The organism is Xenorhabdus santafensis (assembly GCF_033949405.1).
GTDB lineage: Bacteria > Pseudomonadota > Gammaproteobacteria > Enterobacterales > Enterobacteriaceae > Xenorhabdus > Xenorhabdus santafensis.
Window position 1 is genome coordinate 1 of the sequence record NZ_VCDN01000044.1, and the last position, 16,962, is coordinate 16,962.

Sequence of the window (16,962 nt, forward strand, 5' to 3'; positions counted from 1 at the left end):
AGGAAAAGAGTCTGTCAGTTCAGTTGATTTTAAACGGCAAGGACCATTACCTTGGTTTCGCAAACAAATAAAGCCAACAGATTTTGAACAACAGATTACAGCTATTTTAGCTGAGCTGGATAGGATTAGCCCATCGAAAGGAACAGCTGGTTCTGAGAATATCGTTGGATAAAAATATTAGATAAAATATAAACATAATAGGTGCGGAATGGTTAATTTTCAGGTAAACATGTTTGCACTTTATTAAATATTTTATTGGTTTTATGAATGTATTCCCGTAAAGAAAGTAATAGTGATTGAATTTATTTAAAGTATGGTTATTTATTGTTTTATTTGATATTTTTGTTGCTATTTTAGCAATCTATCCTATGATATTTCGCTTATTGGATTTGTCCAAACAGAGAGGTATCTAAATGTCTTATTCAATTGGTGTACTTGCTGGAATGGGGCCAAGATCTACTGCGCCTTTTGTCGATATGTTGGTAGATGCTTCTCAGTCTTTGTATGGTGCAAAGTATGATATGGATTTTCCTAAAATGCATATTATTTCTTTGCCTACCCCTTTTTATCCAGGGCGGGCCATTGATGATATTCAAATGATACAGGCATTAGAGGGTGGCATTGCAGATTTGGTCAGAGCAGAGGTCGATCTGATTGCCGTTCCGTGTAATCTTGCCCACAGATATTATTCGTATATGACTCAAGCCAGCGCTGGTATACCTGTCCTGCATATAGCTGATTGTGCCCTAACAAAAATTTCTTCTGATTGTAAAAAAATAGCGATTGTTGGCACCGAGCCTACAATTGATGCTGAATTTTATCAGGAACGCATTTATGCAGCAGGTAAAGAGCCTGTTTTATCTATAGAGTTACGTGATCGCACAACAGAGTTAATTACACTAATTAAAGAAAAGGGATTTGACAATAATGAGGTGCTGAAGGCTTGGAGTTCAATATTGTCATGTGTAGAAGCTTTAAAAGCCGATGTGTTACTCATAGCTTGTACAGATATCAGTCCCCTGATAAAAAACAGTGTAATAAATCGACCTGTGAAGATAGTGGATACAGCATTAAGCTTAGCAGAAGAGGCTATTCATAGATTTTACCAGTTTAAATTTACACCTAAATAATAAATGTAAAAAATCAAGGCAATTAAATTGTAGGTTTTTAATAGAGCGTTTAATAGCGCTCTATCAGGTTTTTTGTAAAAAATTATATTTAATTTATATGGTTAGCTATAGGGAATAAAATAAATCTTCATCTTGCATTAATCTAAAAGATGGCTTCCTCGACGCAAAAACTGCTCCGGGACATAGAGGTCAAAATTATTAAGTCGGCAATATTCTTCTAATTGCTGAGCTGAACTGACACCAATCTTTTTATATATTTGTGCTGTGTAATTTTCTACAGTACGGTAGGAGATATTTAATATCTTACCAATTTGCTTACTGGAGTATTTGTGTAAAGAAAGAAAAATAATATTCCATTCTTTTTGTGTAAATAGATTGGTAGGAGGCTGAAACATAATGGATGCAGGAAGTTTTCCATGATATAGACGAGTTAATGAATAATCCTGAGCTTTCCATAGATGATATATAATACCTATGCAATCTCCATTGTTTTGATAAATAGGTGTTTTTTCACAAAAGTAAGATGATAGTATTTTATCTTCACCCCAAATATGTGTTTCAAGTGAAACATATGCTCTTTCTTCTTTCATAACTTTTTGGTCATGATAAATATATTCCTTTGCAAATTCAGCACCATTCCAAGGCAATTCATCATCATAATATCCTTCAAAATCAAATGATTTAGAAAATCCTTTAATAGTGCTCAAGGCCTCATTTCCATAAATAAAGCATGAATCTTTAGCTTTTATGCCCCAGGGATCATTGCTTGCTGCTAGGGTATTAATTATTTGAGGTGAAATGATAAGTTTATTACTCATGTTATTATTCCTTGAGGAAATATACTGGATTTAATATTTAAAGATATTAATTTTTTATTGATCTATAATTTTAAATTAATAAAAATTTGATAAAGATATATTATTTTGCAATTTGTTATCTGAATGTGTTTAATTTAAATATAGAAATTTGTTTCTATTTGAAATTAATTTCATTTTAATTATTTGTTAGGTTGTTGATGATTTTAATTATTAATTTTTCAATGGGCTAATGATATATTAAAATATATAGATTGGCTAGTAAGGGCAGGTGTTTATTATGATTTTTAAAAATATATTTTAATAAAAAATATTATTTTACTTTTATTCATTAAGTTGACTTAAGAGGATCTTTATGCGTTAAATTTCACGTGGGTAGATTATTAATATGTTGTGTTATTGCATTGTTTACTTTCTTGAGAAAAAAGAATGAATTAAAGTATTTTTTACGCTTCCAATATTGATGAAAATAGCTAAAATATTAAGTAATTCATCGCGGTAAAAAATATTTTTATGTGGTTTCATTGTTAATAAATCAATGATTTTAGAATCGCCAAGTGTGTAGTTCTTGTATAAAAACGCTGGCATCAGGGAAAACAATTATAACAATATAATTTTAATACAATAAAAAATAAGAATTGATAATATATTCCATGAAATTAGAATTTCGTCTAAGAAAAAAGAGTGTATCATTTCAGGTATAGAGCACATTATGATTATAAAAGTGGTAACTAGATGAAAAAAATATAGCTAAAAAATATGTGGCTTGAAATAAAGTTCTCTTTATTGTTACCGTAAAAAAATAAATAAAAATCAATGGGTTGATTTTTTATATTAAGTATTGTTGCAGCTTATTATTAAATTGAGATTAGATGATTTTACGGTAACAGCTTTTTTCATTCGGAAAAATTCCCTGTGTAGTTTTTGCTATGCCGAAACCGGTAAAGCCATAAATGAGGGCCAGAAAGGCAGCGGCGTAACATTGAATTGCCCAAGGCAGTAAATCAAGTGTACTGACACCTAATGTAGTTGCCATGAAAATTCCAGCTGAAGTCCAAGGCATCAGCGGCTCGATCACGGTGCAACCATCCTCTATGGTTCGTGATAGATTTTTATTGTCCAGCCCCATCCTACGGTAAGCCTCCTTGAACAATTCTGCCGGAATAAGAAGAGCTAATCTTCCATCACAGGTTGCTCCGGTGAGGAGAATAGTTGTACCCAGAGTAACTGTAATGAGCATTCCAGTTGTATGAACAGCTTGCAGGAGTTGGTTAATAATAATAGTCAAAGCGCCTGTGAGTGCTAAAGCACCGGCAAATGCAAATGCACAAAATATAAGTAATATAGTGCTCATCATTGAGGACATGCCACCACGATTAAGCAAGCGGGGAACGTCACTAATGATGCCGGCAATGTTGTGTTCCTGCTCAGAAAACATCGAGAGATTGAAACCATCAATTAATACATGAAGGCCTTGTTTAATAGTAAATCCTTGAAGAGTAGCACCTATCACAATCGCCAATACACACGCAGCCAGCATGGTTGGGATTACGGGGCGTTTTGTCATAGCCCCCCATAAAACCAGCATTGGCGGCAAAATCAGCAATGGATTGAAATGATATAAGTTTTCAAGCGAGCATATGATTTCGGTTATTTTCTCAGGGGTTGCCACATTTCCGGCTAGGCTTGTATGTCCCGCAATAAAATAAACAATAGCGGCTAAAATAAAGCTTGGGAGAGTGGTATACAGTAAATGTTGAATATGGCTGTAAAGATCGGTATCGGCAACGATAGCTGCAAAATTAGTTGTGTCAGATAGCGGTGAAATTTTATCACCAAAATATGCACCTGAAACAATTGCGCCAGCTGCTGCTGCTAAAGATACATCAAGACTAGCGGCAACTCCCATAAGAGCCACGCCGACAGTACCAGCCGATCCCCATGAAGTTCCTGTGCAAACAGAAATAACACTTGTGATAAAGAAAGCGGTAATGAGTATATATTGAGGGCTAATAAGTTTTAATCCCCAATAAACCATATAGGGTATCGTGCCACTGAACATCCAGGTGCCAATTAATCCCCCAACACAAATCAGTATCATGATTACTGGCATTACTTTGGTAAGTTGTGACACGATAGAATCAATAATGTCATTCCAACGATAGCCTTGCCAATATGCAAGGGCCGCGGCTATACCTGCTGATGTGAGTAATAAAGATTCAATGCGCAATCCTAATTGACCATAGCCAATAATCAGTAGAGGAAGCATCGCCGCAAGTGGTAATATAGCAAGCGCTAGATTGAGTTTTTTCTTACCATACATATAAAAATCCAGTCTTAGATCGTTTTTTGAAGTAAAAATTATTTTATTAAACAGACAGAATCCCTAACGATAAGCTCAGCGGAAAACATATTCATTTGTGGAACAATTTCTTTTGTTGAACTGAGTTGTAATGCCAAATGAGCCGCTCGTTGAGCCATCTGTTCTACTGGGTTATGTACGGTAGTAAGGGAGGGATAAAGATATTGAGCCGTGACAATATCATCAAACCCAACGATAGACAGTTGTTCTGGCAAGCTAATTTTTCTCCGATGTAAGGAACGCATCATCCCTGCCGCCATAACATCATTGAATGTTAATGCAGCTGTAAAATTGATCCCTTTTTCCAAAAGTTTTTCTGCTGCTAGTTCCCCACCTTTTTCATTGAATGGAGCACTGATAATCCAATCGTTGGGTACTGTAATCCCTGCATCGGCCATTGCAGCATAATATCCCTTCAGGCGGAGCCTCCTGTCATCAATTGGTATGTCTGCTGTTACATAAGCAATTTTCCGATGTCCATTTTGGAGAAGATAATTAGTTGCAGTGTGAGAGGCACTGACATTGTCTAACCAAATACATCGGTTAGCGATGGCAGGTAAATATCGATTGATGATAACCAACCCAGGTGTATGGGCTGCATAACGCAATATATCTGCATCACTCATCCTACTCACATGAGCGACTATCGCTTCACAACCTTGGTTAATTAAAAATTCTAAGGCAGATTTTTCGAGTTCTTCCTGATGCCCGCCACTGCATACCATTAATTTGGCACCTTCTTTTTTGGCTATTTTTTCAACTCCTTTCGATAAAAGAGCAAAAAAAGGATCTGCCAAATTAACAGTTAACAGCCCCAACATATTTCCACATCTTTTCGCTAGAGCAAGTGCAGCAGAGTTCCGGCGGTAATTGAATTCGCGCATGGCTTTTTCGACACGCTCACGAGTGCCGGGCTCAACGTAAGCAGTATTATTAATGACACGACTGACAGTCGCGACAGATACTCCTGCTTTATATGCGACATCTTTCATTGTGGCCATGCGTTCTCCTCAGTTGTTATGCATGGTAAATTATCGTCGCTTTGAAATTCTAAATTTCTTGGTTGTAAAAAATAATGGCCTATATATTTAAAATAATTTGGCGGAATATATAGATCATAGTTGTTTTCTTCACATAGCATTTTCAGTTCAGAAATTGAGTTTATTGATAGTTTTTCGTAGATGTTTTTAAAGTGTTTTTCTAATGTACGAACTGAAATTTTCATTTCGTAAGCAATACCTTTATTGCTAATGCCTCGGCAGAATAAAAAAATTATCAACCACTCTTTTTCTGTTAGGGTGTTGTTTGGTGGCGTAATGTTAACAGATATGGATTTGTTATTATTAATATAATGATGCACCGAAAAGTGATGTATTTCTTTAATATGGCCGATTACTCCAATGCATTGATGATTTTCATCTATCAATGGATATTTTTCGCAAGAATAAGGTCTTAGTTGTTTATTATTACTTTGAAAATAAGTACCAACCGATGATATGCGCTGCATGAATTGCAAAACATTTCGATCATGCTCTTCAAATTGATGTGCAAGATGGCTATACGATGTAGGTAAAGCGCTCGTTGTAAGTCCTGTGACGTCAAAATTTTCAGGTAAATTACTCAATTTAAGAAACACCTTATTTGCATAGATAAAACGATGCTTTTTATCTTTTATGAACCATGAATCATGACTTTTATCCCACATGTTTGTTAACTGAGGAGTGATTTGATTCATAGATAACCTTCAACATTCATTTAATACATATACCTGCCTTTATTGGTTGAATTTTGATCGTTATTATAATTAGCTTTAAATTGAAACTATTTTTAACCATGCATTGTAAATTTCTGCTATGGCTGACATCGTAAGGAGAGTAATAAATTTATTATTGATGAAATGTGAGAAATGCTTACTATCCATGTAAGCGCTTTCATGGGGTGTTATAATGTGATGCATATCACGTTATACTTTGATATTGAAACCTGTGGGATAATAAATTTATGCTTTAGGTGCCATAAAATGCTTTCCCCATATAAGGAGAACGATTAACACCGTCAGCGGCAAGCCATGAAATAGCAGAATGACGATAGAAGGTGGCAGCCAGACGTAAAACGGAGCGACAAGTAACATACCAATTCCGAATCCTGTCATCTGTAACAATGTCAGCAAACTGAAAATCGGCAGCCGCAAGTTTTCCGGTTCGCTTTGCGCTCGTGATATCAGGCTAACTTCGGCGATCCCATCTCCAATTCCCGCCCAAATGGCAAACAGCAGCAGCCAGAACAGGCTGGTTTGTTGGAAGGTCAGGATAAATCCTGTCGACATCAGGGCTACTCCAATAAAGAAGAGTTTCTCCATTTTCGGCAGCTTACGACTGCGGAGTAAATAATTGGCCAGCCGCGCGCCACTGAATTTTCCTATTGCCCATGTTGCCAGCAGTAATCCCATTGTAGTGCTGGCATTATCGGGGGTCAGGAGTTTAGAAATGATGGGGAATCCGACGTTATGGGCGGCACTGCCCAGTGTGTCTGCCAGACTGAGGAAGAGCATTCCCGCCAGCACAGGGGCTCCGCGCAAGCCAAAGCGTAATTCACGCCATTCATTACTGAGTGCCCTTGATGTTTTTTGTTCCGGTAAGGAGATAAAACGCAGAGGCATAATCAGGATTGCAGCCAGCAAGTAGGTGATGATATTGACGGTAAATACCATTTCATAACCACTGCTTGCAACCAGAAGCCCTGAGACAAGGCTACCAAATACAGCCCCCGTTGCAGCAACGGAGGTAAGCCAGGCGTTCGTTGATATGCGCTGTGCAGCATGTACCCAATACGGTAATTGGCTGTTAAGCCCAATGGCAAACATCGAGTTGCCCAAGCCAACACCAAAGGCGATCAGCGGTAAAATCAGTAACTGCTGTGAGCCCGGAACCATCAATAGCAGGGACAGCAAAATAACGCGTACGAAATCAAAAAAGATTAACGGCCATCTTCCTGCAAATCGCCTGTAAAATGGCGTTCCGATCAGGCTGGCAATAATGCCGCCCGCAACACGACAGGCGAGAAAAATGCTGACGTGCATAACGCTGTTACTGAGTAAGTACACATAGGTGGAGAGTGCCACCATATTCAGAAACGCACCAAAATCGGAGACGAATCGGGCACTGACAATAAGTAAGACATTAAAACCAGACCCACGCAAATTCAAACTTTCTTCCTGGCTTGACATTATTATTTGCTCTTTTGTTGTTCAGGAAGTTGCCGGAAGGTCACCAGCAATAGATCCCGAAATGCCACGTTTGTAGGAGATACTTGCCGAACACTGCCTGCCCGATGATAAAGTTGTTTATCATTTATTGCGAGTGTTTTAAGAAAGTGCTCCATTGCGGTGAGGATTATATTCACCTTTAGAGATGGTGGATGAGCGATATTAAGTATTCCGATTTAATTGGAGTGGGTTTTCTGCGTCAGGGCGGTAATATCTGGAAAAAAATAAATATGAATATAAAGAAAAATGGATGAGTGTTTAGAATAAACACTCATCCATTATAAGAAGTTATTTAGCCAGATATTTTTCGATACTATTCTGGATGCCTGCGGCATCAAGTCCTAAATCAGCATACAGTTCTTGTTGCGTACCTTGCGGTATAAAGTAATCCGGTAAGCCGAGGTTCAATACGGGAACTGACAGTTTTTCCTGCATCAGCAGTTCATTCACACCACTGCCCGCACCACCCATAATGGCGTTTTCTTCCAGAGTTACCAAAACATCATGGCTGGCCGCTGTTGCCAGTACCAACTCTTTATCCAATGGTTTGATAAAGCGCATGTCGATCACGGTTGCATTCAGGTTTTCGGCTGCTTGCAGTGCATAAGGCAAGAATGTACCGAAGTTCAGGATTGCGATGCGCTCTCCCTGACGGCGGATTACACCTTTACCAATCGGCAATGTCTCGAGTGGTTGAAGTTCAGCGCCTATGCCGGCTCCGCGGGGATAGCGGACAGCAACGGGCCCGGCTTGATAGTGATGCCCGGTATGTAGCATTTGGCGGCATTCATTTTCATCGCTGGGTGCCATGATGACCATATTCGGGATACAACGCAGGAATGAGAGGTCAAAAGCTCCTTGGTGGGTTTGACCATCCGCCCCGACAATGCCGCCACGGTCGATGGCAAAGAGAACGGGCAAGTTTTGGATAGCTACGTCGTGGATCACCTGATCATAAGCACGTTGCAGGAAGGTCGAGTAAATGGCGACGATCGGTTTGTAGCCGCCGATAGCCAGCCCTGCCGCAAAGGTGACAGAATGCTGTTCTGCAATGGCGACATCAAAATATTGGTCAGGATATTCTCGGGAGAAGCGCACCATGCCAGAGCCTTCCCGCATGGCAGGGGTTATTGCCATCAGTTTGTTATCTTGGGCGGCTTCTTCACACAGCCAGTCACCAAATATTTTGGAGAAAGTCGGGCGAGTATCGGTACTTTTTGGCAGGGAGCCGATAGCCGGATCAAATTTCGGTACTGCATGCCAGCTAATCGGATCTTTTTCTGCCGGAGCGTAACCACGGCCTTTTTTAGTCATGATGTGCAGGAACTGTGGCCCTTTCAGGTCACGCATATTTTTCAGAGTTTGGGTCAGCGCCAGTACATCATGGCCGTCGACAGGCCCGATGTAATTGAACCCAAGTTCTTCAAATAATGTTCCGGGAACCACCATGCCCTTGAGATGTTCTTCGGTTTTTTTCAGCAACTCTTTAATTGGGGGTAAGTTGGAAAAGACTTTTTTTCCACCTTCACGCAGGGTGGTATACAGTTTGCCAGACAGCAATTGTGCCAGGTGGTTATTCAGTGCGCCGACGTTTTCAGAAATGGACATTTCATTGTCATTGAGGATAACCAGCATGTCAGGATCGATATCTCCCGCATGGTTCATGGCTTCGAAAGCCATGCCCGCAGTAATGGCCCCATCTCCGATTACGCAAACTGTTTTCCGGCCCTTGCCTTCATGCTTTGCCGCGATGGCCATCCCCAGGCCTGCGCTGATTGAAGTGGATGAGTGGCCGACACATAAGGTGTCATACTCACTTTCATCCCGCCACGGGAAGGGGTGCAGGCCATTTTTTTGGCGAATAGTATTAATGCGTTCGCGTCGCCCCGTCAGGATCTTGTGTGGATAGGCTTGATGCCCAACATCCCAGACCAAATTATCAAAAGGAGTTTTATACACATAGTGAAGTGCGACGGTTAATTCGATTGCGCCAAGGCCGGAAGCGAAGTGACCACTGGAGCGGCTAACACTGTTCAGCAAAAATTGACGCAGTTCATCGCATAACTTTGGCAAAGTGTCTTTAGGTAGCAGGCGAAGCTCTTCTGGAGTTTCTGCCAATGCCAATGTTGGATATTTCGCTATATCAATGCTCATGCTATGCCTGTATAAAATGCTATATCCGTTAGAAGTTGAATGTAAAGAACCCTGTTATTATCGGTGTGTAATTGTCGGGTTCACCCCATAAGGTGCTTTTATTGATTTTTTGGGTAGTTAGATAACTTATTTATAATATTAAACTGGGTGCCAATATGGCTGATTGTTCTTATAGTTGACAGCCTTAGCTGTTTCTTTCAATAACAAAACTAGCCAATTTTTTTAATGTCACAGTGTTATATGATTTTTTTTCCAGCTCGGTGAGTGCACTGATGGCTTCTTCATACAGGTCATAGGCTTTTTTCTGTGCCTGCTCCAAGCCCAATAGCGCCGGATAGGTGCTTTTACCCAGTTGCTGATCGTTACCCTGACGTTTACCAATAACTTCGGTATTGCCAATGACATCCAAAATATCGTCTTGTACTTGAAACGCGAGACCAATGGCATGGGTGTATTGATCCAATAATGAAAGCACGTCACGCCCGCGTTGCCCGGCGGCATAAGCGCCCAGACGAGCTGCTGCCCGTATTAAGGCACCAGTCTTATGGCGATGGATCTGCTCCAGAGACGCCAGATCTATTTGCTTGCCTTCTGCCTCTAAATCGAGTGACTGCCCACCACACATGCCTGCAAATCCACTGGCGCTTGCTAACTCAGCAATCATTGCAATGCGGTCTAATGGGGCAACATCGGGCATATCTTGTGTGGCAAGAATCTCAAAAGCCAGCGATTGTAATGCATCTCCTGCCAAAATAGCCTGACTTTCACCGAATTTAATGTGGCAAGTCGGCTGCCCACGGCGTAAATCATCGTTGTCCATTGCCGGTAGGTCATCGTGGATCAGAGAATAAGCATGAATGCACTCTAATGCTAAGGCCGCGGCATCAACGCTTTTCTTTGTAAGCCCCAACATTTCGCCTACGCTGTAAACTAAAAATGGACGCAGGCGTTTTCCCCCCAAAACAGCGCCATGTTGCATTGCTGTGCCTAATGGGCTGTCAAAAAAAGGTAATGAAGAAAAGGTTGCCACTAATTTGTCATTAATGTGTTGCTGGCAAGCTTTCAATTGTTCTTCGAAAGGGATCTCATATTGTATGGACATAAATTCACTCAGCGTCGGACGAAAATTCATCAAGAGGAGATTGTGCGTCAGGATTCAATAAAATTTGCACTCGTTGTTCCGCTTGCTGGAGGGTTTTTTGGCCTTGTTTTGCAAGTTGAATTCCGCGTTCAAATTCATTCAAGGCATCTTCTAGGGGAAGTTCCCCTGACTCCAGCCGAATAACGATTTCTTCCAGCTCTTTCAAAGAAGTTTCAAATGCTGGGCTTTTTTCGGTTTCTGATGTTTGATTTGCTTTAGACATAATGAGTTAACTTATGGTTATTTAACGAATCACAGCAAAGAAGTTCGTTACAGAATTGCAGAGTACCCTACTACACCAAGAAAAATAAATCATGCGTTACCACCGTTTTTTCAGGTGATTTTTTTACAGGCGATATAGCGAGATGGTGTTATACTCTGCACCCTATCCAACTGAACATTTGAACAGCCATTGATTAATAACAATCATTGGGATTGTTTGTGATAGTTCAATATTGAATGACTACTATATCTTACTATGAAGTTTATCATTAAATTATTCCCAGAAATTACGATTAAGAGCCAGAGTGTCCGGTTACGTTTCATTAAAATTCTTGCCAGCAATATCCGCAATGTGTTGAAAACTTTTGGCGAAGGAATTGCTGTTGTTCGCCATTGGGATAATATCGAAGTTCGCGTTAAAAATGATAATCTCGGTGCAGAAATTTGTGACGCACTAACACGCATTCCAGGTATTCACCATATTCTTCAAGTTGAAGAGCGAGATTTTCGTGATTTGCATCATATCTTTGAACAAACCTACGAAACATATGGTCATTTATTACATGGGAAAACATTTTGTGTTCGCGCCAAGCGCCGCGGTAAGCACAGTTTTACCTCCAACGAAGTCGAGCGTTATGTCGGCGGTGGCCTGAATCAACATATTGAATCGGCTAAGGTGAAGCTGACACAGCCTGATGTGACTGTGAATCTGGAAATTAACCAAGATACACTGATTTTGGTTAAGGCTCGCCATGAAGGGATCGGTGGTTTCCCGATTGGCACTCAGGAGGATGTGCTGTCGCTGATTTCCGGAGGGTTTGATTCCGGTGTTTCCAGCTATATGCTTATGCGCCGTGGCTGTCGCGTACATTACTGCTTCTTTAACCTCGGTGGCTCTGCCCACGAAATAGGTGTGAAACAAGTTGCCCATTATTTATGGAACCGATTTGGCAGTTCCCATAAAGTCAGATTTGTTGCCGTGGATTTTGAGCCTGTTGTGGCTGAAATTCTGGAAAAAGTCGATGATGGTCAAATGGGCGTTGTTCTGAAAAGAATGATGGTCAGAGCGGCATCTAAAGTTGCAGAACGTTATGGCGTACAGGCAATCGTAACAGGTGAAGCGTTGGGGCAGGTATCCAGCCAGACGCTGACCAACTTAAGATTGATTGATAATGCTTCGGATACGTTAATCCTTCGCCCGCTGATTTCTCATGATAAAGAGCACATTATTAAGTTGGCTCGTGAGATTGGCACCGAAGATTTTGCCCGTACCATGCCTGAGTTCTGTGGTGTGATCTCGAAAAGCCCGACCGTAAAAGCGGTTAAAGCCAAGATTGAAGCGGAAGAAGATAACTTCAATTTTGAGATCTTAGAGCGTGTGGTGAGTGAAGCTCAGAATATCGATATTCGCCAGATTGCAGAACAAGCCAGTGAACAGGTTGTTGAAGTTGAAATGGTGACGGAGTTTTCTGCCAATGACATTTTGCTGGATATCCGTTCCCTTGATGAGCAGGATGAGCGTCCATTGAATATGGATGGCATTGAAATCCATTCATTACCTTTCTATAAATTAGGCACTCAGTTTGGTGACCTGCCAAAAGAAAAAACGTATTTGCTGTACTGTGAGCGTGGTGTGATGAGCCGATTACAGGCGCTGTATCTGCGTGAGCAAGGTTTTGAAAATGTGAAGGTCTACCGGCCTTAATTTTAACATGATGATATCGGGCTGCTGGTGGGGAATATCCTAAAAGCAGCCCGATATTGTTCATTGAAGGCTTTGATAATTATTGATGCCGGGTGGTAAAACCAACTGAGCGGCAACATCTGCTGCTTGCTCTTTTCCTTTCAATAATTCAATGAGTTTCAATGCGAAATCAAAAGCAGTCGCAGGCCCTTGGCTGGTCAATAAATTGACTCTCTCATCAAAATAAACGCGTTTATCAATCCACTTTTCGGGTGAAATTTTATCTTTCAGACTGGGATAGCCAGTCATATTTCCGATGGGAAAAAGCTGGTGGTGTTCTAATACGATGGCGGGAGAGGCACAGATTGCGGCAATTATTTTCCCCTGACTTTGCGCTATGCGAATTTTTTCTACCACCAATAAGCTGTCGCGAAAGCATTCTGCCCCCTTTATTCCACCGGGAAGGATAATTGCATCGAAATCTTCGTCGACCACATCAACCAAAGGGACATCAGCGACAATTTTAACGCCCCGTGAGCAGGTTAATACAAGGGAACCGTCTGTTTCTGTGCTTGCGACTGTAACCTTAATGCCCGCTCGGACAAGTAAATCAATTGTTGTGGTTGCTTCGATTTCTTCACTACCGTGAGCCAAGCAAATGAGTGCTGAGGCGTTCATATTCTTCCTCCTTGCTCTTAATGTATTGGTAAATTTTGGCATTTTCTCTGGCTTGCAGGCCGTGTATACGTGCCCGGTGCAATAGAAAGCCAGTGATGTAATCTATTTCTGTATGTCGCTGCGTCCGTATATCTTGCAGCATGGATGAATAGTTTTCCGAGGTTTGCTCAATCACATTCATGACACTTTCAAGCAGAGTCTGCTTGGTTGTATGAATGCCATCGAATTCCATGACTTCGTGAATTTCGTCACACAACGCCTGAATTTTTGCGCGATGATGTTTTAAATCGCCATTTTTGCAATCATACATGACTGTCAGTGGATTGATGACACAGTTGACGGCAAGTTTCATCCAGCAGATGGAGTGTATTTCATTATGCCAGGCAACATCGGGGAGCGCTTGATGCAGGATATCTGCCAGGTAATTAAATTTATAAGCATTGCTTGTTACTGCGCCAATGTGCGTCATACCTTGTGATTTATGGTAGACAATCCCATTCTCCTGATAGGCGCCATGCGTTGTTACGCCAACTAACATAGGGTTGGGTAAAGGAAAAAACTCTTCTTGCGAACCCATACCATTATGTAAGAGCAAGATCGGGCAATGGGGAGAAAGTTTGCCTGCAAGGTGATTTATGGCATCAGAAACTTGCCATGCTTTTAAACAGACGAGAAGTAACTCACTTTCAGCGAGGAATTGCTCATCATTGGCTGGCAACTGGCGATTAAACACCCCCTTGGCGCTTTCGACCTGTACGGTGATAAAAGGGTGTGGAATTTTTAGCCATGCCTGCGTATCGTGGTTTTGTTGAGATAAGGCAGCGAGCCACAGTTTACCTATAGCACCACAGCCAAGAACGGTTATTTTCATATTTCTTCCTTGAGGGATGCTTTCATCAGGGCCTCGGCACGTAATGTAATACTAAATGACTTCAAAAATCAGGATAAACTCAAAAGATTGCCAAGCCCTTGAGTATAGAGCTTTTGCCAATAATGGAAAGCGGTTATCATGCCGACTTATTGATTAGCAGGAGGTGACGGATAATGCCATCATTTGATATTGTTTCAGAAGTTGATATGCAGGAAGTGCGTAACGCAGTCGAAAACGCACAGAGGGAGTTAACCAATCGCTGGGATTTCCGCAACGTCAACGCGAGTTTTGAATTGAATGAGAAAAATGAATCGGTCAAGATTGCGAGCGAATCAGATTTTCAGGTAAACCAATTAGTTGACATTCTACGTGAAAAATTTGCCAAACGTGGAATCGATGGTTCCGTGCTCAATATTCCTGAAAATATGCTTCACAGCGGTAAGACATACAGTGTAGATGCAACGCTGCTGCAAGGCATTGATACACCGCTGGCAAAAAAGATTGTGAAACTCATCAAAGACAGTAAGTTGAAAGTGCAAGCCCAGATTCAGGGTGAACAAGTTCGTGTCACTGGCAAAGCGCGTGATGATCTGCAAAGTGTGATCGCGTTGGTTCGAGGAGCAGAACTGGGGCAGCCTTTCCAGTTTACAAATTTCCGCGACTAAAATTGGCAAAATAGCCAGCAATCGTGAATTAATCCAGAGCGAAGGTTGTTAAACTTTCGCTCTGGGTTTGCCTTTGTTATTTTTTCTCATTGCAAAATAAATCAGCATCAAAAATATTTGTTTAATATTCACTTTTAAAATTGAAGTGTAATTCATATTTATGAATAAATTTAGACGGGATTATTGGTGTGTTAAAGAACGTACATTATCGAGGCGGTGATTTATTTTATCTTTGATTATTTAAAAGTGGTTAATTATTCCTGCTTGGGATGATTTAATGCTTTTCTTTAAATTAACAAAATGTATTTAATAACATAGTGCTAATAAATGATGAGGTATTAAATAAAATCCATATGAGTTAATGTTATTTCTGAAGTTATAACGTTAGACATGTAATTCTAATTTTAAAAAGGAAAGTATATGTCAAAGATAATTCAACCAGATAAACTTACTTGTGAGTCATATTGCTTTGACCGTTTTAATCCGGCAACAGCAACCACAAAATTCAGTTATACTTCAGGACGGGTTGCTTTACCGGTTTATAATAAATATGACGTTAAAAATAAACCCAAAGTTATAGGTTATTATACCGATTGGGCCCAATATGATGGGCGTTTACAAGGTCATCAACTTCCTCAGGCGAGAGGAAGGGGAATTAACTTGCAACACTTGCTGGATAATCCTTTTGCCTATGATAAATTGATTGTTGGTTTTTGCGGAATACTGGGCGATAAAGGCGAAAAAGGGTATGCAATATCCAACGCAGCACCTAAATTTGCGCGTTATAAGAAAGGGGAAGTCACTTTTACTGATGAGTGGGGGGATTGCCAATCTTATGTAAATTGTACTTTCCCTGCCTGGAAAGACATTCAAATGCCCAGAGATTTTAATCAGGCAGCCGCAATGGGTATATTGGGAGGATTGGCAAAAGTACAGGGCGCAGCAAAGGCACAAGGCCATGATCTGGCAATCTCGTTCAGTGTCGGCGGCTGGACGATGAGTAATGGTTTCTACCATATGGTCAGAAATAAGGAGCTGAAATCTAATTTCATATCTAGCTTGATTGATATATTTAAGCGTTTTCCTATGTTCACGGAAGTGGATATTGATTGGGAATATCCGGGAGCTGCTGGGAATAATAACCCGTATGATGAAGAAGATGGGCAATATTATATTAGCCTGATTCACGATTTATCTCAGGCTTTCAAGAGAGAAGGGCGCCCAGATATAAAAATCAGTATTGCCTGTTCTGCTTCTCCGGCTATTATGAAAAAATCCAGAATACCTGAATTATTGAATGCCGGTTTATATGGTGTGAATGTCATGACTTATGATTTCTTTGGTACACCGTGGGCAGACAAATTAATGCATCATACTAACTTACGCCGTTATCCTAACAGTGAACACAGTGTCGAAAATGCTGTAGAGTATTTGTTGAGTGAAGGTGTTCCGCCTCAGGTTATTAATATTGGCTATGCTGGTTATTCGCGTAATGCCAAGAATGCCAATATTACAAGTCATTCTCCGTTGGCTGGGCACTATAGTCCTGGTATAGATACGACGACAGGAACATTTGAATCGGGAACAACAGAGTGGTATGACACAATATATAATTATCTCGATTTGGAATCTCGACAAGATTTAAATTATTTTACGCTTTATACCGATGAAATTGCGGATGCTGATTATCTTTATAATCCAAATAGTAAACTTTTCCTGTCAATCGATACGCCCCGTACCGTAAAAGCGAAGTCACAGTATGCACTGGAAAAAAATCTGGGCGGTGTTTTTACTTGGACTGCGGATCAGGATAGCGGGTTATTGGTCAATGCGGCGCGTGAAGGTTTAGGCTGCCCTTTGTTGATTAGAAAAATCGATATGGAACCGTTCTATTATAAAGGTAAAACAAGTAAGTAATCACTTCTTATAGGAAAGTATAGGTTATTGTTAATGGAGTTTTCTGAATAATTTATTA

The 16,962-nt window shown here is 40.6% G+C and carries 15 protein-coding genes; 4 read left to right on the forward strand and 11 right to left on the reverse strand.

Annotation, left to right across the window (positions count from 1 at the left end):
* The first annotated feature begins 413 nt into the window (after positions 1–413).
* Entirely contained in the window at positions 414–1,130 is a 717-nt protein-coding gene (locus FE392_RS11340; RefSeq protein WP_319930338.1) for an aspartate/glutamate racemase family protein, read from the forward strand.
* 137 nt (positions 1,131–1,267) lie between these two features.
* Here FE392_RS11340 and FE392_RS11345 read toward each other — a convergent pair whose 3' ends face one another.
* The 9 genes from FE392_RS11345 to xseB all read right to left on the reverse strand — a co-directional run bounded on the left by FE392_RS11345 (position 1,268) and on the right by xseB (position 11,090).
* Positions 1,268–1,948: a helix-turn-helix transcriptional regulator gene (locus FE392_RS11345; protein WP_319930339.1), complete on the reverse strand. Its 681-nt coding sequence runs from the start codon at positions 1,946–1,948 to the stop codon at positions 1,268–1,270.
* Positions 1,949–2,813: 865 nt separating this feature from the next.
* On the reverse strand, positions 2,814–4,268 hold the full coding sequence (nhaC, locus tag FE392_RS11350; RefSeq protein ID WP_319930340.1) for a Na+/H+ antiporter NhaC: 1,455 nt from the start codon (positions 4,266–4,268) through the stop codon (positions 2,814–2,816).
* Between the two features lie 38 nt (positions 4,269–4,306).
* Positions 4,307–5,308 (reverse strand): LacI family DNA-binding transcriptional regulator, encoded by a 1,002-nt coding sequence (locus tag FE392_RS11355; RefSeq protein ID WP_319930341.1) that lies wholly within the window; start codon positions 5,306–5,308, stop codon positions 4,307–4,309.
* The gene (locus tag FE392_RS11360) at positions 5,296–6,042 is read right to left on the reverse strand and encodes a helix-turn-helix transcriptional regulator (RefSeq protein ID WP_319930342.1); all 747 of its coding nucleotides are present in this window, start codon (positions 6,040–6,042) and stop codon (positions 5,296–5,298) included. Before FE392_RS11360 ends, FE392_RS11355 begins: the two co-directional genes overlap by 13 nt.
* A 264-nt stretch (positions 6,043–6,306) precedes the next feature.
* The gene (locus FE392_RS11365; protein ID WP_319930343.1) at positions 6,307–7,533 is read right to left on the reverse strand and encodes an MFS transporter; all 1,227 of its coding nucleotides are present in this window, start codon (positions 7,531–7,533) and stop codon (positions 6,307–6,309) included.
* Positions 7,534–7,535: 2 nt separating this feature from the next.
* Positions 7,536–7,709: a 2OG-Fe dioxygenase family protein gene (locus tag FE392_RS11370; RefSeq protein ID WP_319930344.1), complete on the reverse strand. Its 174-nt coding sequence runs from the start codon at positions 7,707–7,709 to the stop codon at positions 7,536–7,538.
* A 151-nt stretch (positions 7,710–7,860) separates the two neighbouring features.
* A complete protein-coding gene (gene dxs / locus FE392_RS11375; protein ID WP_319930345.1) occupies positions 7,861–9,726 on the reverse strand; it encodes a 1-deoxy-D-xylulose-5-phosphate synthase in 1,866 nt (621 codons plus the stop codon).
* A gap of 184 nt (positions 9,727–9,910) precedes the next feature.
* Entirely contained in the window at positions 9,911–10,828 is a 918-nt protein-coding gene (gene ispA, locus FE392_RS11380) for a (2E,6E)-farnesyl diphosphate synthase (protein ID WP_319930346.1), read from the reverse strand.
* Positions 10,829–10,832: 4 nt separating this feature from the next.
* Positions 10,833–11,090 carry an exodeoxyribonuclease VII small subunit gene (gene xseB / locus FE392_RS11385; RefSeq protein ID WP_092510166.1) on the reverse strand — a complete coding sequence of 86 codons (258 nt, stop codon included), beginning with the start codon at positions 11,088–11,090 and terminating at the stop codon, positions 10,833–10,835.
* A gap of 255 nt (positions 11,091–11,345) precedes the next feature.
* Here xseB and thiI point away from each other — a divergent pair, with 255 nt between their 5' ends.
* Positions 11,346–12,794: a tRNA uracil 4-sulfurtransferase ThiI gene (thiI, locus tag FE392_RS11390; RefSeq protein ID WP_319930347.1), complete on the forward strand. Its 1,449-nt coding sequence runs from the start codon at positions 11,346–11,348 to the stop codon at positions 12,792–12,794.
* A 60-nt stretch (positions 12,795–12,854) separates the two neighbouring features.
* Here the strand turns inward: thiI and yajL are convergent, their stop codons facing one another.
* Together yajL and panE are read right to left on the reverse strand one after the other, a co-directional pair.
* On the reverse strand, positions 12,855–13,451 hold the full coding sequence (yajL, locus tag FE392_RS11395) for a protein deglycase YajL (protein WP_319930348.1): 597 nt from the start codon (positions 13,449–13,451) through the stop codon (positions 12,855–12,857).
* Positions 13,414–14,322: a 2-dehydropantoate 2-reductase gene (gene panE / locus FE392_RS11400; protein ID WP_319930349.1), complete on the reverse strand. Its 909-nt coding sequence runs from the start codon at positions 14,320–14,322 to the stop codon at positions 13,414–13,416. The genes yajL and panE overlap by 38 nt, the downstream gene beginning before the upstream one ends.
* A gap of 173 nt (positions 14,323–14,495) precedes the next feature.
* Here panE and FE392_RS11405 point away from each other — a divergent pair, with 173 nt between their 5' ends.
* A complete protein-coding gene (locus tag FE392_RS11405; RefSeq protein ID WP_319930350.1) occupies positions 14,496–14,987 on the forward strand; it encodes a YajQ family cyclic di-GMP-binding protein in 492 nt (163 codons plus the stop codon).
* 420 nt (positions 14,988–15,407) lie between these two features.
* Positions 15,408–16,904, forward strand: a complete 1,497-nt coding sequence (locus tag FE392_RS11410; RefSeq protein WP_319930351.1) for a glycoside hydrolase family 18 protein — start codon at positions 15,408–15,410, stop codon at positions 16,902–16,904.
* Positions 16,905–16,962 lie beyond the last annotated feature (58 nt).